This is a genomic window from Rhodococcus sp. 05-339-2 (assembly GCF_002258965.1).
Taxonomy (GTDB): Bacteria; Actinomycetota; Actinomycetes; order Mycobacteriales; family Mycobacteriaceae; genus Rhodococcoides.
Genome location: NZ_NOYW01000004.1, coordinates 22,126 through 42,731, shown reverse-complemented (window position 1 = coordinate 42,731; position 20,606 = coordinate 22,126). Strand labels below are relative to the sequence as shown.

General features: G+C 65.8%; 17 protein-coding genes. 13 read left to right on the top strand and 4 right to left on the bottom strand.

Annotated features, from left to right (window positions below; translation table 11 throughout):
• The first annotated feature begins 1 nt into the window (after position 1).
• Positions 2-1,309 carry a M18 family aminopeptidase gene (locus CH273_RS01260; protein ID WP_032395920.1) on the top strand — a complete coding sequence of 436 codons (1,308 nt, stop codon included), beginning with the start codon at positions 2-4 and terminating at the stop codon, positions 1,307-1,309.
• A gap of 352 nt (positions 1,310-1,661) precedes the next feature.
• On the opposite strand, the gene CH273_RS01255 is transcribed toward CH273_RS01260, so the two are convergent.
• Positions 1,662-2,426 (bottom strand): nucleoside phosphorylase, encoded by a 765-nt coding sequence (locus tag CH273_RS01255; protein WP_230596830.1) that lies wholly within the window; start codon positions 2,424-2,426, stop codon positions 1,662-1,664.
• A gap of 114 nt (positions 2,427-2,540) precedes the next feature.
• Here CH273_RS01255 and purL point away from each other — a divergent pair, with 114 nt between their 5' ends.
• From purL to purM, 10 genes are all read left to right on the top strand, one after another.
• Positions 2,541-4,832: a phosphoribosylformylglycinamidine synthase subunit PurL gene (gene purL, locus CH273_RS01250; protein WP_032395919.1), complete on the top strand. Its 2,292-nt coding sequence runs from the start codon at positions 2,541-2,543 to the stop codon at positions 4,830-4,832.
• Positions 4,833-4,915: 83 nt separating this feature from the next.
• A complete protein-coding gene (locus CH273_RS01245; protein WP_230596874.1) occupies positions 4,916-6,643 on the top strand; it encodes an alpha/beta hydrolase in 1,728 nt (575 codons plus the stop codon).
• Positions 6,640-7,236, top strand: coding sequence for a CPBP family intramembrane glutamic endopeptidase (locus CH273_RS01240; RefSeq protein WP_032395917.1), 597 nt, complete (start codon positions 6,640-6,642; stop codon positions 7,234-7,236). The genes CH273_RS01245 and CH273_RS01240 overlap by 4 nt, the downstream gene beginning before the upstream one ends.
• Positions 7,236-7,622, top strand: coding sequence for a sterol carrier family protein (locus CH273_RS01235; protein WP_032395916.1), 387 nt, complete (start codon positions 7,236-7,238; stop codon positions 7,620-7,622). The genes CH273_RS01240 and CH273_RS01235 overlap by 1 nt, the downstream gene beginning before the upstream one ends.
• Before the next feature lie 127 nt (positions 7,623-7,749).
• Positions 7,750-9,312, top strand: coding sequence for an amidophosphoribosyltransferase (purF, locus tag CH273_RS01230; RefSeq protein WP_032396301.1), 1,563 nt, complete (start codon positions 7,750-7,752; stop codon positions 9,310-9,312).
• 142 nt (positions 9,313-9,454) lie between these two features.
• Positions 9,455-11,095: an ABC transporter substrate-binding protein gene (locus tag CH273_RS01225; RefSeq protein ID WP_045200295.1), complete on the top strand. Its 1,641-nt coding sequence runs from the start codon at positions 9,455-9,457 to the stop codon at positions 11,093-11,095.
• 105 nt (positions 11,096-11,200) lie between these two features.
• Positions 11,201-12,187: an ABC transporter permease gene (locus CH273_RS01220; protein WP_045200293.1), complete on the top strand. Its 987-nt coding sequence runs from the start codon at positions 11,201-11,203 to the stop codon at positions 12,185-12,187.
• Positions 12,187-13,155: an ABC transporter permease gene (locus CH273_RS01215; protein ID WP_032395914.1), complete on the top strand. Its 969-nt coding sequence runs from the start codon at positions 12,187-12,189 to the stop codon at positions 13,153-13,155. The genes CH273_RS01220 and CH273_RS01215 overlap by 1 nt, the downstream gene beginning before the upstream one ends.
• Complete coding sequence (locus CH273_RS01210) at positions 13,152-14,789, top strand: ABC transporter ATP-binding protein (RefSeq protein ID WP_032395913.1); 1,638 nt, start codon at positions 13,152-13,154, stop codon at positions 14,787-14,789. Before CH273_RS01215 ends, CH273_RS01210 begins: the two co-directional genes overlap by 4 nt.
• A gap of 86 nt (positions 14,790-14,875) precedes the next feature.
• Positions 14,876-15,976 carry a phosphoribosylformylglycinamidine cyclo-ligase gene (gene purM, locus CH273_RS01205; RefSeq protein ID WP_032376541.1) on the top strand — a complete coding sequence of 367 codons (1,101 nt, stop codon included), beginning with the start codon at positions 14,876-14,878 and terminating at the stop codon, positions 15,974-15,976.
• A 91-nt stretch (positions 15,977-16,067) separates the two neighbouring features.
• On the opposite strand, the gene CH273_RS01200 is transcribed toward purM, so the two are convergent.
• The 3 genes from CH273_RS01200 to ygfZ all read right to left on the bottom strand — a co-directional run bounded on the left by CH273_RS01200 (position 16,068) and on the right by ygfZ (position 18,267).
• Positions 16,068-16,262, bottom strand: a complete 195-nt coding sequence (locus CH273_RS01200) for a DUF3073 domain-containing protein (RefSeq protein WP_082073787.1) — start codon at positions 16,260-16,262, stop codon at positions 16,068-16,070.
• Between the two features lie 248 nt (positions 16,263-16,510).
• Positions 16,511-17,149, bottom strand: a complete 639-nt coding sequence (locus CH273_RS01195; RefSeq protein ID WP_032395912.1) for an MOSC domain-containing protein — start codon at positions 17,147-17,149, stop codon at positions 16,511-16,513.
• Entirely contained in the window at positions 17,146-18,267 is a 1,122-nt protein-coding gene (gene ygfZ, locus CH273_RS01190; protein WP_032395911.1) for a CAF17-like 4Fe-4S cluster assembly/insertion protein YgfZ, read from the bottom strand. The genes CH273_RS01195 and ygfZ overlap by 4 nt, the downstream gene beginning before the upstream one ends.
• A gap of 110 nt (positions 18,268-18,377) precedes the next feature.
• Here ygfZ and CH273_RS01185 point away from each other — a divergent pair, with 110 nt between their 5' ends.
• The gene (locus CH273_RS01185; protein ID WP_032395910.1) at positions 18,378-19,676 is read left to right on the top strand and encodes a dicarboxylate/amino acid:cation symporter; all 1,299 of its coding nucleotides are present in this window, start codon (positions 18,378-18,380) and stop codon (positions 19,674-19,676) included.
• 34 nt (positions 19,677-19,710) lie between these two features.
• The gene (locus tag CH273_RS01180; RefSeq protein ID WP_032395909.1) at positions 19,711-20,577 is read left to right on the top strand and encodes an aminodeoxychorismate lyase; all 867 of its coding nucleotides are present in this window, start codon (positions 19,711-19,713) and stop codon (positions 20,575-20,577) included.
• The last annotated feature ends 29 nt before the right edge of the window (positions 20,578-20,606 follow it).

The window sequence follows — 20,606 nt, the reverse complement described above, 5'->3', positions numbered from 1 at the left end:
AATGGTTCCCATGTCGACTCACGCCTCCGCCACCGGTCTCTGCAACTTCGTCGACGTCTCGCCGTCACCGTTCCACGTCTGCAACACGGTGTCGGTGCAGCTCGAGGACGCCGGATTCGTACGCCTCGAGGAGACCGACGCCTGGTCGACGGACCCGGGCCGCTACTACCTCGTTCGCGGCGGATCACTCGTCGCGTGGAGTACCGAGCACAGTAATTCGGGTCGTTCCGCAGGCTCCACTCCTGACGGCCCCTTCCGAATCGTCGGCGGGCACACCGACAGCCCGAATCTTCGGGTGAAGCAGCATCCCGATCTGCAATCCGCGGGCTGGCAGATGGTGGGCCTCGAACCGTACGGTGGTGCCTGGCTCAACTCCTGGCTCGATCGCGATCTGGGTATCTCCGGCCGGCTGAGTGTGCGTGACGGCAACACGGCCCGCGAGGTACTGGTGAAGGTCGACGAGCCCATTCTGCGAGTTCCGCAGCTGGCAATCCACCTGTCCGAGGATCGCAAGGGCGTCACCCTCGATCCGCAGCGACACGTCAATGCCATTTGGGGCGTGGGTAATTCACCGCAGTCGTTCATCGCCTACGTCGCCGAGAGAGAAGGCGTCGACCCGCATTCGGTACTGGGTTGGGAGTTGATGACACACGACCTCGCACCCAGTGCCGTCGTGGGCGTCGAGTCCGAACTGGTCAGTGCGCCGCGTCTGGACAATCAAGGAACCTGCTACGCCGGGACTCAGGCTTTGCTTGCAGCAGTGGACAATCCGACCGGAGTCACGCCGGTGTTGGCACTGTTCGACCACGAGGAAGTCGGCAGTATGTCCGACCGCGGCGCGTTCTCGGATCTGCTGAACACAGTGCTCGAGCGCATCGTGCTCGGACGCGGCGGTGGGCGTGAGGAATTCCTGCGCACGATGGCCGGATCCATCTGCGCCTCGGGCGATATGGCGCACGCGACGCATCCCAACTACCCGGACCGGCACGAGCCCGCGCATCGCATCGAACTCGGTGGGGGACCGGTGCTCAAGGTCAACCAGAATTTGCGCTACGCAACGGATTCCGCGGGAGCGGGTGCCTTCGCGCTCGCCTGCGATCAGGCCGGGGTTCCCTTGCAGCGCTACGTACATCGCGCCGATCTGCCGTGCGGATCGACCATCGGACCCATCACTGCGTCGCGCACCGGCCTGTCGACGGTGGACGTCGGCGCAGCTCAGCTCGCCATGCACTCGTCACGAGAATTGATGGGAGCTGCCGACGTGAAGGCATACGCCGACGCGTTGGCGGCATTCCTCGCTCCTGCCTGAGCTCGATCGGCGGCGCAAACGCGCGCGCAGTCGTCAGGTGCGCGCGGATTCGTGACACGTGCGGTGGCAATTCCGCGCGCGTTCGGCAAACGCGCGCGCGTTTGCGGGGGTCGGGGGGCGGAGGGTGTGGGCGGAGGCTGAATACCGCGGCGCGACCCCGTTCGTGTTCCCCGTTTCTCGTTCGGCCAGTCGCAAACGCGCGCGCATTCGTCAGTTGCGCGCGGATTCGTGACCCGTGCGGGGGCAATTCTGCGCGCGTCTGGCAAACGCGCGCGCGTTTGCGGGATCCGGGGGTGAGCCGGGCGGCTGGGGTGAGCGGGGGCTGGGGTCAGTGACCCAGCGCCCCGAAGACTCAGATCGGGCTCAGTTGTAGGCACGCATCTGCCGCGAGCCAGAACAATTGTTCGCGCACTGTCGTCGCCTTGGTCCAGCCGCGGTGATCCCAGTCGGCGGCGAGGGAGTCGCCGGCGTACAGCAGTTGCGCGAATCGCACTCCGCGGAATCGGGCCACGGCGCAGAAGGCCGAGGCCTCCATGTCGACGGTTCGGCAGCCTTCTTCGACTCGGCGGGAGACGCGGGCACGGGTCTCGCGGTAGAGCGCATCGGTGGTCCAGGAACGCCCGGTGACGAAGTCGACTCCGGCGTCGGTCAGTACGGATTGCAGCACGGCCACGCCTGCCGGGTCGGCGTCGACCACGCGGCCCGGTGGCAGGTAGTGGAACGAGGTGCCCTCGTCGCGGACGGCGCTGTCGACCACCATCACGTGTCCCATGCCCAGGTCGTCGGACAGTGCTCCCGCGCCGCCGACGGCCACGAACTGGGTGCATCCCATCGCGATGGCCTCTTCGAGGAACAGTGCCGCCAACGGCGCACCGACGCCGGGGTGGAACACGGCGAGCTTCTCTCCGTGTCGTTCGATCTCGTAGACGGGGTGTTCGCCGTGCTCGGAGCGCATGACCGACACGACTCGGGCGTCGCCTTTCGCGCAGATGCTCTCGATCACCTCGGAGAAGAAACAGACGACGGCTTTCGGCGGAACGTCGACTCCCTTGGCCACCATCGACGGGTCGATGACGCCCGTTTCGTCAAGATCGTTCTCGGTCAGCGCGATGTCCATCAGGTGATGTTCGCACGAGGCGACGCTCGGCCCTGCACGACCGATGCCGTACATGTCTGCGGGTCCCGATAGACTCTCCCTGGCATTTCGCTCCATCGAAGGGACCTATTCCTCGTGTCCGCTAGCTCTGTACCCACAGACACCGTCTCCAACGCCGTCGCCACCCCCGACGTTGCGCAGCCGTACAAAGAACTCGGACTCAAGGACGACGAATACGTCCGCATCAAGGAAATCCTCGGCCGTCGGCCCACCGACGCCGAATTGGCGATGTATTCCGTCATGTGGAGCGAGCACTGCTCGTACAAGTCCTCGAAGGTGCACCTGAAGTATTTCGGCGAGACCACCACCGACGAGATGCGCAAGCCGATGCTCGCGGGTATCGGTGAGAACGCGGGCGTCGTCGACGTCGGCGACGGTTGGGCCGTCACGTTCAAGGTCGAGAGCCACAATCACCCGTCGTACGTCGAGCCCTATCAGGGTGCAGCGACCGGCGTCGGCGGCATCGTCCGCGACATCATGGCCATGGGTGCCCGCCCGATCGCCGTCATGGACCAGCTGCGATTCGGTGCCGCCGATGCACCCGACACGCGCCGTGTCCTGAGCGGGATCGTCGCGGGCGTCGGCGGTTACGGAAACTCGCTCGGCCTGCCGAACATCGGCGGCGAGACGGTGTTCGACGCCTCCTACGCCGGTAACCCCCTGCTCAACGCCCTGTGTGCCGGCGTCATGCGTGTCGAGGACATGCATCTGGCGTTCGCGTCGGGCCTGGGCAACAAGATCATTCTGTTCGGCGCACGAACCGGTCTCGACGGCATCGGCGGCGTGTCCGTGCTGGCCTCGGAGACCTTCGATGGGGACGAGACCGGCGGCGGCCGCAAGAAGCTTCCGGCCGTTCAGGTCGGCGATCCGTTCACCGAGAAGGTGCTCATCGAAGCCTGCCTCGAGCTGTACTCCAACAAGCTGGTCGTCGGCATCCAGGACCTCGGCGGTGCCGGATTGTCTTGTGCCACTTCGGAACTCGCCTCGGCGGGTAGTGGTGGCATGCATATCGAGCTGGAGAAGGTGCCGATGCGCGCCACCGGCATGACGCCCGCCGAGGTGCTGTCGAGCGAATCCCAGGAGCGCATGTGCGCCGTGGTGACGCCCGAGAACGTCGATGCATTCATGGCTGTCTGCAAGAAGTGGGACGTGTTGGCCACCGTCATCGGTGAGGTCACCGACGGCGAGCATCTGCAGATCACGTGGCACGGCGAGACCGTGGTCGACGTTCCGCCGAAGACCGTTGCGCACGAGGGACCGGTGTACAACCGTCCCGTGCAGCGACCCGCCACCCAGGACGATCTGGTCGCGAACACCACTGCGTCGCTGAAGCGTCCGGAGACCGGTGACGAGCTGCGGGCGACGCTGCTGAAGATGATCGGCTCGCCGCAGCTGTGCAGCCGTCGATTCATCACCGAGCAGTACGACCGCTACGTGCGCGGAAACACCGTCCTCGCCGAGAACGCCGACGCCGGCGTCATCCGCATCGACGAGAAGACCGGTCGTGGAATCGCTTTGGCCACCGACGCGTCGGGCCGCTACACCGCACTCGATCCTTACCAGGGCGCGCAGCTCGCGCTCGCCGAAGCCTTCCGCAACGTCGCTGTCACCGGCTCGACGCCCAAGGCCGTCACCAACTGCCTGAACTTCGGCTCGCCCGAGGACCCGGGCGTCATGTGGCAGTTCCAGCAGGCCGTGCGCGGACTGGCCGACGGCTGCGTCACCCTCGGTATTCCCGTGACCGGCGGCAACGTCAGCTTCTACAACCAGACCGGTGCAGAGCCGATCCTGCCGACGCCCGTCGTCGGTGTACTCGGCGTCATCGACGACGTGCATCGCCGCATCCCCACCGGCCTCGGACTCGAGCCCGGCGAGACGCTGATCCTGCTCGGTGACACCCACGACGAGTTCGACGGGTCCATCTGGGCGCAGGTCGAGCACGACCACCTCGGCGGCGTGCCGCCCAAGGTCGATCTCGCCCGTGAGCAACTGCTGGCAGACATCTTGCTCTCGTCCTCGCGTGACGGACTGGTCTCGGCAGCCCACGATCTGTCCGAGGGTGGCCTCGCGCAGGCCGTCGTCGAAGCTGCTCTGGCCGGTGAAACCGGTTGCCGCATCATCGTTCCCGAGGGCGCCGATCCGTTCGTGACACTGTTCTCCGAGTCCTCGGGCCGCGTACTGGTCGCCGTACCGCGCACGGAAGAGACTCGCTTTACCGGCATGTGCACCGCCCGCGGTCTGCCGTGGGTGCGCATCGGCGTCGTCGACGAGGGCTCGGATTCGATCGAGGTGCAAGGGCAGTTCTCCGTCCCGATGACGGAACTGCGCGAGACGTTCGAGAGCACTCTTCCCAGACTCTTCGGCTGACCGAGGTGGGGGGACACACATCGGAGCAGCAGCTCGCCGAGCCCGACTCCGCACTCGAGCAGAACGAGCATCACCGCTACCACCTGCCGACGGTCGAGTTCTCGGTCCCCTCACCGGACAAGCACCCGTTCGTCATGTGGGCCTGGGGCCTGCTGCGCCTGGACTTCACCGGAATTGCGTTCGGCGCGTTGTTCTTCTGCTGGTCGTTGACTCCGTCGCTGCTCCCGCGGGGATGGTTGTTCCAGGGCATCATCGGCGGTATCAACGCGGCCATCGGCTACGCATTCGGCGTGGCGGTGGGATGGGCCGTCACCCGTTGGTGGCTCTCGTCCCGATCGTGGTGGCCGTTGCCGCGCAAGATCGAACTCGCCGTCAAGGTCGCCGTACCCGTCCTCGCGATCGCAGCGTCGATGATCATGTTGGCGATCTCGGCGGAATGGCAGCGTGAGCTGGCCGCACTGATGGACGCCGAGGGCACCACCACCACGGGATACTTCCGAACCGGTGCACTCAGTATCGCCGTTGCGGCGCTGTTGATTTCGGTGTGGCGGGTGTTGCGCGACCTCGTTCGTCTGCTCGCCCGGCAGATAAACCGCGTCGTGAAGATGCCACGCGAAGTTGCCAACGCGCTCGGAGTCGTCGTCCTCGTCGTGCTGTCTGTAGCGCTGGTTCAGGGCGTCCTGCTCCGGGCCGTCTCCGAGGTCACCAACTCGGCCTTCAGCCTGCAGAACGACGAAACCCGCGACGGCGCAGAACAACCCGTGGCCGACGAACGGTCCGGTAGTCCGAACTCGTTGGCACCGTGGGACACTCTCGGATTCGAGGGCCGCAACTTCGTCTCCAGCGGACTGCGCGCCGACGAGATGGAGCGGGCCACCGGCCGTCCCAGCCTCGAGCCGATCAGGGCGTACGCCGGCCTGGAAACCGCCGAGACCCAGGACGAGCGACTGAACATCGTGGTCGCAGAACTCGAACGTACCGGGGCGTTCCAGCGCGCGGCTCTCGTCGTCGTTCCGACCACCGGAACCGGATGGGTCAATCCCACCGCCATCGAAGCCGAAGAGCTCATGTTCGACGGCGATGTCGCCACCGTCGCATCCCAGTACTCCTACCTGCCGAGTTGGATCTCCTTCATCGCGGAGGGCGACAAGGCCGCGCAGGCGGGCAGAGCTCTGATCGACAAGGTGCACGACCGCTGGCTGCAGGAACCGGAGGCCACCCGCCCCAAGTTCTACGTCTACGGCGAGAGCCTCGGCACCCAGGCGGGCGAGGGCGCGTTCGACGGGTTGGCCGACATCCGGGACACCACCGACGGCGTGCTGTGGGTGGGGCCACCGAACAACAACCGCATCTGGAGTCAGTTCGTCAGCCGACGCGACCCGGGAAGCCCCGAGGTTCGGCCGGTCTACTCCGAGGGACTGACGGTCCGATTCGCCGACAACTCGTCGGGCATCCCGCCGGAGGATCAGCCCTGGTACGAACCGAGAATCCTCTACGTCCAGCACGCGTCGGATCCGGTGGTCTGGTGGTCACCCGATCTGCTGTTCGAGCGTCCCGACTGGTTGTCCGAGCCACCCGGTCCGGACCGGCTGCCGAGTATGCGGTGGTTCCCGGTCGTCACCTTCTGGCAGGTGGCCGCCGACCTGACCAACGCTGCGGGCGTTCCCGACGGGCACGGCCACAACTACGGAACCCTCGTGCTCGACGGCTGGGTTGCCGTCGCCGCGCCGGAGGGGTGGACCGACCGCGACACCGAACGAGTCCGCGGAGTCATGGAGCAATTCGCCGGCCGAGACGGTCCCGAGAAGTGACCACCGAGGCGTTGGCGATCGGCTCCGCGACGACGGCCTGGAGTACCTACGTCCTTACCGCGCTCGGTCTTGATGCCCGTGCGAGGGCGGTGGCCAATGCCTCGTTCGCAGTGGCCGTTGCGGCGGTCTCGGGCCGCAGCGCCGCGCAACTGGGATTGCGCAATACGGTTGCAGGCGTGAAGTGGGGCGCGGCGGCGTCGGCCGTTCCGGTACTCGGATCGGCCGTCGTGGCCGCGATTCCCGCGTTGCGCCGCCGGGTCCGGCCGTCCGAGGACGAGCTTGCGGAGTGGGTTCTGTTTCGAATCCCGGTGGGGACCGTGCTCACCGAGGAGTTGCTCTTTCGCGGCGTGCTCGACGCTGCATCGCCCGCTCTGTCGCCGATCTTCTTCGGGCTCTGGCACATTCACCCGGCCCGGGCGGCGGGTGACACCGTGGTCGGGACGGTCGTGGCGACGGCCGCGGCCGGGGTGGTGTTCTCGTGGCTGCGAGCCCGAAGCGGGAGTGTGCTCGCGCCGGCCTTGCTGCATTACTTCCTCAACGCCGGCGGCGCCGTTCTGGCGCATCTCGCTGCGAACGACAGGAGTTCGACGTAGTGCCACCACACAAGGAAGTCGGTCCAGCCGAGGTACGCGACGCCGTGCTGGCCGTCGAGGACTGGATCAAGGGCGAGGCGGACAAGCCTGCGCGGGCGCAGATCGCCGCAGCGGTGCGCACCACTGCCCGAACTCTCGGCCAGAACGCGCCGGGATCCTCGGTGGAGGTGCGGGTGCCGCCGTTCGTCGCGGTGCAGTGCATCGTGGGGCCGCGCCACACCCGCGGAACTCCGCCGAACGTGGTCGAGACCGATGCGCTGACGTGGCTGCAGGTGGTGACCGGAATCCGGAATTTTGCCGACGCACTCGCCGACGGCTCGATCGATGCGTCGGGCAGTAGGGCGGCCGAGGTGGGGCGCTGGCTGCCACTGATGTCCATCAGGTGATCGGCTCCAATTCGGACACGCGTTCACCTGCTGGGAATCTCCCGTCCACACGATGCGTTGACTCGGGCCGTGTGCCCGTAGACTCGGGCATGGCCCCCCGCCCCGTACCCCCAAGGGAGCAATGCCCGTGACCAACGCCGATTTGTCGGTCGACAGTCCGAATCTTCTGGTAGGCAAACCGCTCGACGAACCGGAGAACGAGCCGCGGGAGGAGTGCGGAGTCTTCGGAGTGTGGGCACCGGGCGAGGATGTGGCCAAGCTCTCGTATTACGGCCTCTATGCGCTGCAACACCGTGGTCAGGAAGCTGCCGGCATCGCCGTCTCCGACGGTTCCCAGGTGTTGGTGTTCAAGGATCTCGGGCTCGTCAGCCAGGTGTTCGACGAGCAGACACTCGGTGCCATGCCCGGGCACGTCGCCATCGGACACTGCCGCTACTCCACCAGTGGATCGGTCACGTGGGAGAACGCGCAACCGATCTTCCGCACCACCACCGCCGGGACCGGGATTGCACTCGGCCACAACGGAAATCTGGTGAACTTCGCCGAGCTCGCGACCAAGGCACGCGACGCAGGGCTGATCAGCGACCGGCTGCAGGGCAACGGCACGTCGGATTCCGACGTGGTGACCGCGCTGCTGGCCCACAAGGCCGCCGACTGCACCATCGAGCAGGCTGCGATGGAGTTGCTGCCGCAGCTCCAGGGTGCCTTCTGCCTGACGTTCATGGACGAGCACACCCTCTACGCCGCGCGCGACCCGCACGGCGTCCGTCCGTTGTGCCTCGGCCGCCTCGATCGCGGCTGGGTGGTGGCCAGCGAGACGGCAGCACTCGACATCGTCGGCGCCGCGTTCGTCCGCGACATCGAACCCGGTGAGCTCCTCGCGATCGATGCCGACGGCGTTCGGTCCTCACGATTCGCGGCCCCCGAGCCCAAGGGCTGCGTGTTCGAGTACGTGTACCTCGCTCGGCCGGACAGCGTCATCGGTGGCCGTTCGGTGCACTCGACGCGTGTCGAGATCGGACGACGCCTTGCCAAGGAGCATCCGGCCGACGGCGACCTGGTGATTCCGGTGCCCGAGAGCGGAACTCCCGCTGCGGTCGGTTTCGCGCAGGGCTCCGGCATTCCGTACGGCCAGGGCCTGATGAAGAACGCCTACGTGGGCCGCACGTTCATTCAACCGTCGCAGACCATCCGCCAGCTCGGTATCCGACTCAAGCTCAATCCTCTCAAAGAGGTCATACGGGGCAAAAGACTGGTGGTGGTGGACGATTCGATCGTTCGCGGCAACACCCAGCGAGCCCTGATCAGGATGCTGCGCGAGGCCGGTGCGCTGGAGATTCACGTGCGTATCGCGTCGCCGCCGGTGCGCTGGCCCTGCTTCTACGGCATCGACTTCGCTTCTCCCGCAGAGCTGATCGCCAACGGTGTCGACTCCGAGGACGGGATCCTCGAAGGCGTCCGCCAGGCCATCGGTGCCGACTCGCTGGGGTACATCTCAATCGACGGCATGATCGCCGCGTCGGAGCAGCCCGAATCACGCTTGTGCGCAGCTTGTTTCACGGGCAAGTACCCCATCGATCTGCCTGCGGACAATGCGCTCGGCAAGCACGTACTCGAAGGTCTGTTGTCCTCGGCGGCCGGGCAGCCGGTGGACAACGACGCGAATGTGAGCGCTCTTAGTCGTCCGTGAGCTGGGCGTTCCTGCAAGGGAACAGCGGGGTTTTCTCAATGCCACATATTGGAAACAGTCCGTCGGTACTGTCCCGAGTTACATAGGACACACCGATTTGGATAGAGGCATTCAGATGACCCTGTCGCCCGACGACGGACGCATGCAGCGCTACAGCGCGGCATCGAAGACTGCAGTGCGCAAGCACGGCAGGAAGACCGCTGCAGTGGCAGCACTGTCGGTACTCGCACTGACGGCCGCAGCCTGCGGCTCGGGACGCACCGACGCCGGAGGATCCGGCGACAGCGGCGGCGAGACCATCACGGTCGGCACCACCGATCAGGTGACATCGCTCGACCCGGCCGGCTCGTACGACAACGGTTCGTTCATGGTGATGAACCAGACGTATCCGTTCCTGATGAACTTCGCGCCCGGTAGCTCCGAACTCGAGCCCGACGCGGCCGAGAGCTGCGACTTCACCGAGCCGACCGTCTACACGTGCACGTTGAAGGACGACCTGAAGTTCGCCAACGGCAACCCGCTGACGAGCGAGAGCGTGAAGTACTCGTTCGATCGGATCGTCGCGATCAACGACCCCAACGGCCCCGCGTCGTTGCTCACCAATCTCGACAGCATCGCCACGCCCGACGAGAAGACCGTCGAATTCACCCTGAAGGCTGCGAACGACCAGACCTTCCCGCAGATTCTGGCGACCCCGGCAGGACCGATCGTCGATCAGACCGTCTTCCCGGCCGATTCGATTCTCGACGACGACGCCATCGTGGCGGGTACTCCGTTCGCGGGCCCGTACTCGATCTCGAGCTACGCCAAGAACTCCCTCGTCAGCTTCGCCGCGAACGGTGACTACAACGGCATTCTCGGAACGCCGAAGACGTCGTCGATCAACGTCAAGTACTACACCAGCTCCGACAACCTCAAGCTCGACGTGCAGAACAAAGCCATCGATGTCGCGTGGCGCTCGCTGACCCCGACGGACGTCGAATCGCTCGGCAGTGTGGACGGACTGACGGTGCACGAGGGACCCGGCGGCGAATCGCGCTACATGGTGTTCAACATGAACACGATGCCCGGCGACACCCCGGAGCAGAAGTTGGCCGTGCGCAAGGCGATTGCGTCCTCGGTCGATCGTCAGGCGCTGTCCGACGGCGTCTACAAGGGCACCTACACCCCGCTGTACTCCGTGGTTCCCACCGGACTGGCCGGCGCGAACACCGCCTACGGCGATGTCTACGGCACCACGCCGAACCGCGACGAGGCGGCTGGATTCCTTTCCGCCGCAGGCATTGCCACTCCCGTTCAGCTCAACCTGCAGTACAACCCGGATCACTACGGTTCGAGCTCGAGCGAGGAATACGCCGCGATCAAGAGCCAGCTCGACGCGACGGGCCTGTTCAACGTGAACCTGCAGTCCACCGAGTGGAGCACCTACACCAAGGAACGCGTCGCCGACGCCTACCCGGTGTACCAGCTGGGCTGGTTCCCGGACTATCCCGATGCAGACAACTACCTGACGCCGTTCTTCGCGCCGGACAACTTCCTGCAGTCGCACTTCGAGAGCCCGGCCATCACCTCGCTGCTCGATCTCGAACGCACGACCGCCGACGAGGACGCTCGGATGCAGATCATCGGTCAGATTCAGACCGAGCTCGCGACGAACTACCTGCCGACGCTTCCGTTGTTGGAGGGCAAGCAGATCGCCGTCGCCACCGACGAGATCAGCGGTGTGGACGAGACTCTCGACGCCTCGTTCAAGTTCCGTTTCGTCACTCTCGCCAAGAGCTGACCGGTGCCCACTACCGCGGACGCGCCGGTAGGGGAGAAGCAAGCGCAGCAGGCGAGCGCGCCGTCACGGTACGGCGCGCTCGCCCGCTATCTCGGGGTCAGATTTCTGCTGATCATTCCGACTGCCTGGATTCTCGTCACCGTCGTCTTCTTTCTCATGCGTGTGATCGGTGATCCGATCACCGCTGCCCTCGGCGGCCGCCTTCCCGCCGAACAGATCGCCCAGCGCAAGGCCGAAGCCGGCTACGACCGGCCGATCCTGACGCAGTACTGGGAGTACCTGACCGGATTGCTGCGCGGCGATTTCGGCCGCTCGGCCACCGACAATCGCGCGATCAGTGACGTTCTGCTCGTCAACGGTGCTGCGACACTGGAATTGGCGTTCTGGGCACTGCTGGTCGCCTTCGCGGTCGGCATCCCGCTCGGCTTCTTCGCCGCCACCCATCGGGACCGATTCGGTGACGCCTCGCTGCGGATCTTCGCGATCCTGGCGTATGCGGCACCGGTGTTCTTCGTCGGCATGCTGCTCAAACTGCTGTTCGCGGTCAAGCTCGGCTGGCTGCCGGTGGCCGGACGAGCCAGCACGAACGTGGAACTGGCACTGCAGAACGTCTCGCCCAAGACCAACATCCTCATCGTCGATTCGTTCCTCTACGGAGAGACGAGCTACACCGTGGACGTGCTCGAGCATGCGGTACTTCCCGCACTCGCTCTGGGTCTGCTGACGGCCGGAGTGTTCCTGAGGCTGGTGCGCGTCAACCTGATCCAGACCCTGCAGGCACCCTTCGTCGACGCCGCGCGCGCTCGCGGATTGAGCGAGGGCACGGTGACGCGACGGCATGCGTTCCGCAACGCCATGATTCCCATCGTCACCGTCATCGGCCTGCAGATCGCCGTACTGCTCGGCGGAGCGGTGCTGACCGAGACGACCTTCGAGTGGCAGGGCCTGGGCTACGAACTCGCCCGGTACCTGCAGGCCCGCGATTTCGTTGCGGTGCAGGGCATCGTGACGTTCCTGGCCGTGGTGGTCGCCGTCGTCAGCTTCGTCACCGACGCGATCGTCGCACTCATCGACCCGAGAGTGAGGTTCTGATGAGCACCGAAGTCGTGCTGTCCGACGTCCCTCCCACCCGTCCGCACCGCCGAGGATTTCCGGGCGTCGCGTTCGTCAAGTCCACGTCGGGGCTGCAACGCGTCACCCTGATCGTCGGGTTGGCCCTGATGGTCGGGTTCGTTGTCGCCGCAGTGTTCGCTCCGCTCCTCGCGCCGTACGGGTTCTCGCAGACCAGCGACGCCGGGCAGGATTTCGCCCGCCAGGCGGCTCCGTCCGCGCAGCATTGGTTCGGCACGTCGGTCCGCGGCGAGGACGTGTTCTCCCGCGTGATCTACGGTGCGAGAACAGCATTGATGGTGATCGCATCGTCGTTGGTGCTCTCGCTGATCATCGGTGTTCCGCTCGGCCTGGCCTCGGGCTACATCGGCCGTTGGTTCGATCGCGTCCTCGTACTGTTCATGGACGCGATGTACGCCTTTCCGTCGCTGCTCCTCGCGGTGGTCATCTCGATCGTCGTCGCAGGCGGACAGTCGTCCAGTTTCGGCGGTATCGCGTCCGCGGCAATCGCCATCACGGCGATCTTCGTGCCGCAGTACTTCCGCGTGGTACGCAACGCCACGGTGGCGGTCAAGACCGAACCGTACGTGGACGCCGCCCGGGTCACCGGGGCCGGTACTCCACGAATCCTGTTCCGGCACATCCTCGCCAACGTGGTGCAGACACTGCCGGTCATCATCACCCTCAACGGTGCCGAGGCCATCCTGACCCTCGCCGGGCTCGGATTCCTCGGCTTCGGTATCGAACCCACCTCCGCCTCGGAGTGGGGCTACGACATCAACAAGGCGCTGCCGGACATCTCCAACGGCATCTGGTGGACGTCGGTGTTCCCCGGCCTGGGCATCGTGCTCGTGGTGCTCGGCCTGACCATGGTGGGCGAAAGCGCAAGCGAGACACTCAATCCGCTGCTGCGCACCCGCAAGAAGTTCAAGAAGGCGGTGAAGGTATGACATCGAGCGTTGTGACTCCACGCGAGTCCGCACTGTCGGTGAAGTCGCTGTCCGTCACGTTCGCCACCGATGCCGGCGAAGTCGACGCCGTCACCGAGGTCTCGTTCGAGGTGTATCCCGGCGAGGTCCTGGCGGTGGTGGGTGAGTCCGGATCGGGCAAATCCGTCAGCGTCCGGTCCGCCATCGGACTGCTACCCGACACCGCACGCGTCGAGGGACACGTGGTTCTCGGTGGCCAGGACGTGACGACGCTGAGCAACAAGGCGTGGGCGCAGTTGCGCGGCAACAAGATTTCGATGGTGTTCCAGGAACCGGGTAGCGCCCTCGATCCGCTGTTCACCATCGGATATCAGATCGTCGAGGCGCTGCGTGCGCACACAGGCGCGGACGGTAAGCGGATGGCGGCCAAGGACGCCAAGTCGCGAGCCGTCGAACTGCTGTCGATGGTGGGTCTGCCCAGTCCCGAGCAGCGGTTCTCGTACTACCCGCACGAGCTCTCGGGCGGGCAGAAGCAACGCGTCATGATCGCGATCGCCATCTCGTGCGAGGCGAAGGTCATCATCGCCGACGAGCCGACCACCGCCCTCGATGTCACGGTGCAGGCCGAGATCCTGGAGTTGCTCCGCGATCTCAAGGACCGGCTCGGCTGCGCCATCGTGCTGATCACCCACAGCATGGGCGTCGTCTCGGATCTGGCGGACCGCGTCGTCGTCATGCAGAACGGTCGCGTCGTAGAGGAAGCCCCGGTGGCGCAGCTCTTCGACGCACCCGCGGACGACTACACCAAGAAGCTGCTGGCCGCGGTGCCCACACTGGCCGCGGTGGAGTCCGACAAGACGGTCGACACCTCGGGTGAACCGGTACTCGACGTCTCGCGACTGGTGGTGCAGTTCTCCGGCGGCGTCGGCTCACCTGCGTTCAGGGCCGTCGACGACGTCTCGCTCACCATCCACCGCGGCGAAACCCTCGGACTGGTGGGAGAATCCGGCTCGGGCAAGTCCACGATCGGCAGATGTGTTGCAGCACTGCAGAAGCCGACGAGTGGCAGCGTGACGGTGATGGGACAGAACATCGCAGGCGTGAGCGAACGCAAGCTCAAGCCGCTGCGCAAGCGATTCGGCTTCGTCTTCCAGGACCCGTCGGCGTCACTGAATCCGCGACTGACCGTCGGGCAATGCATCGCCGAGCCGATGATCGTGCACAAGTACGGCTCCACGGATGCGATCGCCGCGAGGACCACCGAATTGCTCGACGCCGTACAACTGCCGTCGGGCACCGACAAGCGCTACCCACACGAGCTCTCCGGTGGGCAGCGGCAACGCGTCAGCCTGGCGCGGGCACTGGTGCTCGGTCCGGATCTGGTGGTGGCGGACGAGCCGACCAGTGCCCTCGACGTCTCGGTGCAGGCAGCGGTGCTGGACCTGTTCGAGGCGCTACAGCAGGAATTCGGTTTCGCGTGCCTGTTCATCAGTCACGATCTCGCCGTGGTGGACCGCGTCGCGCATCGGGTGGTGGTGCTGCGCAACGGGGGCATCGTCGAAGAGGGAACACCGTGGAAGATTCTGCGATCCCCGGAGGCGGACTACACGAAGAAGCTGTTGGCTGCGATTCCCGGCAAGCGCCTGCACACGTGAGTTCTTCTCCTGACCGGGCACTCCGGTACCGTTGGGGCCGCGCCGCACCGGGCGCTGACATGAACTAGTACACAGGCTGGAGCCGAATGACCGAGGAATCCCAACCCACGAGCGCAACTCACTCGGGCGGTGCCTCCTACGCGGCGGCCGGGGTCGACATCGCCGCAGGAGACCGAGCAGTGCAGCTGTTCGCGCCGCTCGCCAAGAAGGCCAGTAGGCCCGAGGTGATGGGCGGTCTCGGCGGTTTCGCCGGTCTCTTCGCACTCAAGGGCGACTACCGCGAGCCGGTCCTTGCGGCCTCGACCGACGGCGTCGGCACCAAGGTCGCCGTCGCGCAGGCCCTCGGCAAGCACGACACCCTCGGCCTCGACCTCGTGGCCATGGTCGTGGACGATCTCGTCGTCTGTGGTGCCGAGCCGTTGTTCCTGCAGGACTACATCGCCGTGGGCCGCGTCGTTCCCGAGCAGGTCGCCGAGCTGGTCAAGGGCATCGCAGAAGGCTGCATCATCGCCGGCTGCGCTCTGCTCGGCGGCGAGACGGCCGAGCACCCGGGACTGATGGCCGACGGCGATTACGACCTCTCGGCCACCGGCATCGGCGTCGTCGAGGCGGATTCGATCCTCGGACCCGAGCGGGTGCGTCCCGGTGACGTCGTCATCGGCATGGGATCGTCGGGTCTGCACTCCAACGGCTACTCCCTCGCCCGCAAGGTGCTGCTCGAGATCAACCACATGGATCTCGGCGGACACGTCGAGGAATTCGGCCGCACTCTCGGTGAGGAACTGCTCGAACCCACCAAGATCTACGCCAAGGACTGCCTCGCGCTCGCAGCCGAGACCGACGTCCGCACGTTCTGCCACGTGACCGGCGGCGGACTGGCGAACAACCTCTCACGGGTCATGCCCGAGGGTCTGGTCGCCGAACTCGACCGCACCACCTGGAGCCCGGCTCCGATCTTCTCGCTGATCGCTCAGCGCGGACGCGTCGAGCGGGCCGAGATGGAGCAGACGTTCAACATGGGTGTCGGCATGGTCGCCATCGTGGCACCCGAGGACGTCGACCGAGCACTTGCAGTGCTGACCGCACGCCACATCGACTGCTGGACTCTCGGCACGGTGAAGAAGGCGACCGGTAAGGACGTCGCCGACGAGCGTGCGTTGCTGCTCGGTAACCATCCGCGGTTCTGACCGCGGCAAGGTTCTGATCGTCCGAACATCGGGCGAACAAATGAGGGGGAGCCGCTGTGCGGCTCCCCCTCAGTCGTTGTCGTGCACAGTACTAGCGTCGCCAGTCCTCGTACTCGTCTTCCTCGACTCGGGAATGCACATCCGAGTCAGAGTGGATGCCACGATGGGAGTTGGACGAACCACCGGAGAGCTCTCTTTGCAGACTCTCCAAGTCCGTTGTCGGCGAGCTGTACTTGAGCTCACGAGCGACCTTTGTCTGCTTTGCCTTAGCCCTGCCTCGGCCCATGGCGGTGCCCCCTCGCGGACTTGCGGGGCGGCCTGGGGAAATTTGGCGGCCCCGTTAGAGTTGGTATTTCTTCCTGGCACACACTCTAGCGCGCGAATCGCTGCGATGCGCATACGGCACCACGTGTTGGGGGCGCGCACGGTGATGCGACACGCCCGGGCCGGGGGTCGATGCCGCCTGTACCTGCGCATATCCGTGCAGAGGCAAACTATCTTCGTTCTGCGACACGAAATCGGTAGTGCTGCGCGTCATGGTCTCCGCAACGATTCGAGCGCTGCAGCGGCGTCGCGGTACACCTTCGGTGCCAATCCCGGCGCGTCCAGCAGAGTCTGCATCGCTGCGTGATCCCTCCCCTCGAACAGCATCCGCACCGTCACCCCGTGCTCGGGGACCGACGTCACGCTCACGGCGTCACCGCCGCCGAAGACCCCGGGTTCGAGCACTCGGAGATACGCACCCACATCACCGCGCGCGGTGAAGCGACGGATCCAACCGGGCTCGCCCATCCACCGTGCGAACGTTCCGCAGGGCTTGCGGGCGATCGTCACCTCCAACTCCACACTTCCCACTCGCCACCGCGAGCCGATCACCGCATCGGTCACCGGGACACCGGTGGTCCGCAGGTTCTCACCGAAACGTCCGGGAGGAACGGGCGTGCCCAGCTGATCGGCCCAGTACCTCGCCTCGTCCTCGTCGTAGGCATAGACGGCCTGATCGAGTCCGCCGTGGAACTTCGTGTCGCGGCAGTGATCACCGCCGATGCCGAGCTCGTGGACGTCCACCGGCCCGTCGACGGGCCGTTTGTCGATGCCACTGTCGACCACCGCGCGGCGTCCGAACGGAACATCGGCGTGCACGACGCAGACAGCGAGAACGGTTCCGATCACCGGCCGCGCAGGCGGTCCACCGCAGCGCGACCGGCCTGGACGTCGTCGTACGACGGGATCGAATCGGGATCGATCGACGCCGCACACGGACCCGCCTCGAGGGCGGTATCGACCGGAACGGTCCGCTTGAGCAGAGCCAGTGCGATCGGCCCCAGCTCGAAGTGATCGATGACGGTACCGAGGCGGCCGACGGAGCGTCCGCCTGCGGTGACCGGATCGCCGGTGCCGGGCCGACCGTCCGCAGAACCGTCGAGATGCAGCAGCACCAGGTGCCGCGGCGGGCGACCCAGATTGTGCACGCGGGAGACGGTCTCCTGCCCGCGGTAGCAGCCCTTCTCCAGATGCACCGCGCCGAACTCGGCGGCGCTGCCGATCCAGCGAACCTCGTGGGGGATGGTCTTCTCGTCGGTGTCCACTCCTACGCGCGGACGCAACGATTCCACGCGCAACGCGTCGAACGCCCAGGTTCCGGCGGGAGCTGCTCCGGCGTCGCGCAGCCGGACGAACCAGTCGGTGATGTTCTCGCGGGGGATCACCACGTCGTACGAATTCTTTCCCGGCCAGGGCATACGCCGAACGAAACCGCCGCCGTCGATCGGCGAAGCACCGTAGATCTCGGTCGGAGCAGGCAGGTCGGCCTTCGCGAGCACCGAGGACGCGTCGGATCCGAGAACGGTGAGAACGGCGAGTTCGTCGGCCTGGCGGGGTTCGGCCTTGGCCCAGAACACCATCTTCTTCAGAAACGAGAGCAGATCCGGGCCGGCTGCGCGCTCGGTGTCGATGTAGGTGACGCCGGCCAGGTCGGTCTGCACGAAGTGATGCTCGATGCGGCCGTTGACGTCGAGACTGAGATTCTCGGCCGAGCTGCCGTCGGCCAGGTTCGTCACGAGTTGGCTCGAGATGGTGTTCAACCAACTCAGGCGCTCGTCTCCGCTGATGGCGAGGACGAAGCGGTGGGACCGATCGATGACGGCAGCGCCGCTGACCGCGTCGCGTTGTTCACCGAACGGATTGCCGTAGTGCCAGGCCACCCCGGCATCGACGCTGTCGTCGGGGGAGGGCACTGCGCCGGGGAGTGTCAGAAGTGGACTCGGGCTGATCGTGACTGTGTCGGACACAGCTCCATAGTAGGAGCCCGTCGGCGAGGCAACTCGATGACCGGTCCCTTTACACCCCCGAAACGGCGATGACACGGCACCGCGACGGCGCATACCTAGCGTGTCGATCCATGAAGAAACTGGCGCATCCAGCCGCGCAGATCGGCCTCGCCGCGATCGGCGGCATCGTGTTCGGGTTGGTGGTCGGCGAGTGGGCCGCGAACCTGAAGTTCATCGGCGATCTGTTCATCCGACTGATCCAGATGTCGATCGTCCCGCTGGTGATGGCCTCGGTCATCGTCGCCACCGGATCGATGGCAGGAGCGGGAACCGGCAGGATCGCCTTCCGCACCTTCAAGTGGATGATCGGGTTCTCGGTGGTCGCGGCCGTGCTGGCCTGGGTGCTGAGCAGCATCGTTCGCCCGGGCGCGGGCATGGTGTTCACCCAGCAGCTCGATCCGTCGCTCGAGGAATCGGCGGGTGAGGCGCTCGGCTGGCAGGACACGTTGCTCAACTTCGTCAGCACCAACGTGTTCGACGCCATGTCGACGGCGACGATGGTGCCGATCATCGTCTTCTCGCTGCTCTTCGGTATCGCGCTGCGCAGTCACATCACCAAGACCGGCAACACCCAGGTGCTCTCGTTCATGGACCAGATTCAGCAGATCGTCCTGACGATGATCCGGCTCGTCATGGTCATCGCCCCGGTCGGTGTGTTCTGTCTGCTCGCCGCGCTGGCCGGAGACGTCGGGTTCTCCGTGGTCTCCACCGCACTGAGCTACCTCGGCACCACTCTCCTCGGGGTGCTGATTCTGTTCGCGCTCTTCGTCGTGGTCGTGACGATGCGAACCCGATTGAACCCGTGGAAGCTGCCCAGCAAGCTCACCGAGCAGACGGCCGTAGCAGTGACGACCACGAGCTCGGCCGTCACGTTCCCGACGGTGCTGCGCAACACCGTCGAGAAGGTCGGCGTCAGCCAGAAGGTCGCCAACTTCACGCTGTCGATCGGGCTCACCATGGGCTCGTACGGTGCCGTTCTCAACTACATGATCGTGGTGATGTTCCTCGCGCAGGCAGGCAACATCGAGCTGAGTCTCGGGCAGATCGTGCTCGGCATGGGCCTGGCGGTTCTGCTCAACATGGGCACCATCACCGTGCCCGGCGGATTCCCCGTCGTTGCGATGTTCCTCGCGACCTCGCTCGACCTACCGTTCGAGGCCGTCGGCCTGTTGATCGCCGTCGACTGGTTCGCCGGAATTCTCCGTACGTTCCTCAACGTCAACGGAGACACGTTCGTCGCCATGCTCGTGGCCAACGCCGACGACGAGATCGACCGCGAGGTCTACAACGGCACCAAGGTCGTCGTCGCCGAGGATCTCGACCTCGACGAGTACGCCGACGCGATGGCGGCGGCCGACCGAGCGGATTGATCGAACGCGTCCGCTCCCCTCTAGGGTGACGGGCATGTCGGAGTCGGTAGTGGTGACGTTGGACGGCCGGGTGCACGACGCGAATCGGCCGTTGCTGTTCGCCGACGATCTGGCCGCGGTGCGCGGCGACGGGGTGTTCGAGACGCTGCTCGTGCGCGACGGCGCGGCGTGTGCGGTCGAGTTGCATCTGGCTCGGCTGGTGGCGTCCGCGAAGGCACTGGACCTGCCCGTTCCCGATCTCGACCAGTGGCGCGCCGTCGTCGAACAGTCCGTCGAACTGTGGGCGCGAGAGTCCGAGAACGAGGCAGTCCTGCGTCTGGTTCTCAGCCGCGGACGCGAGGGCGGCGGTGACCCCACCGCGTACGTGACGGTGGGAGCGCTGCCCGAGCGAGTGCGAGCCGCGCGCACCGACGGGGTGTCGGTGATCACGCTCGATCGCGGCTACTCGGTGGACTTCTCGTCCCGAGCGCCGTGGCAGCTCGCGGGGGCCAAGACGTTGTCGTATGCCACCAACATGGCCGCGCTCCGGCACGCGTCCGCTCAGGGCGTCGACGACGTCATCTATCTCAGCAGCGAGGGGCGGGTGCTCGAAGGTCCGCGCTCGACGGTGGTGCTCGCGCGCGGTAAGACTCTCGTCACACCGTCGGTCGAGCAGGGCATCCTGGCCGGAACCACGGTCGCCGGGTTGTTCTCCGTAGCCGAGTCCGCCGGTTGGACGTGCGAACGCGGACACCTGTATCCGGCGGATCTCATTGCCGCAGATGGTGTTTGGCTGGTCTCGAGCGTCACTCTCGCCGCGCGGGTCACGACGATGAACGGCGTCCCGCTGGGCACTCGGCGGCACACCGACGACGTTCGATCGATGGTCGATGCCGCCGTTGAGACGGCCGAAACTCGGTAGGAGTCCAACGACTCTGCCGAAGGACTCTT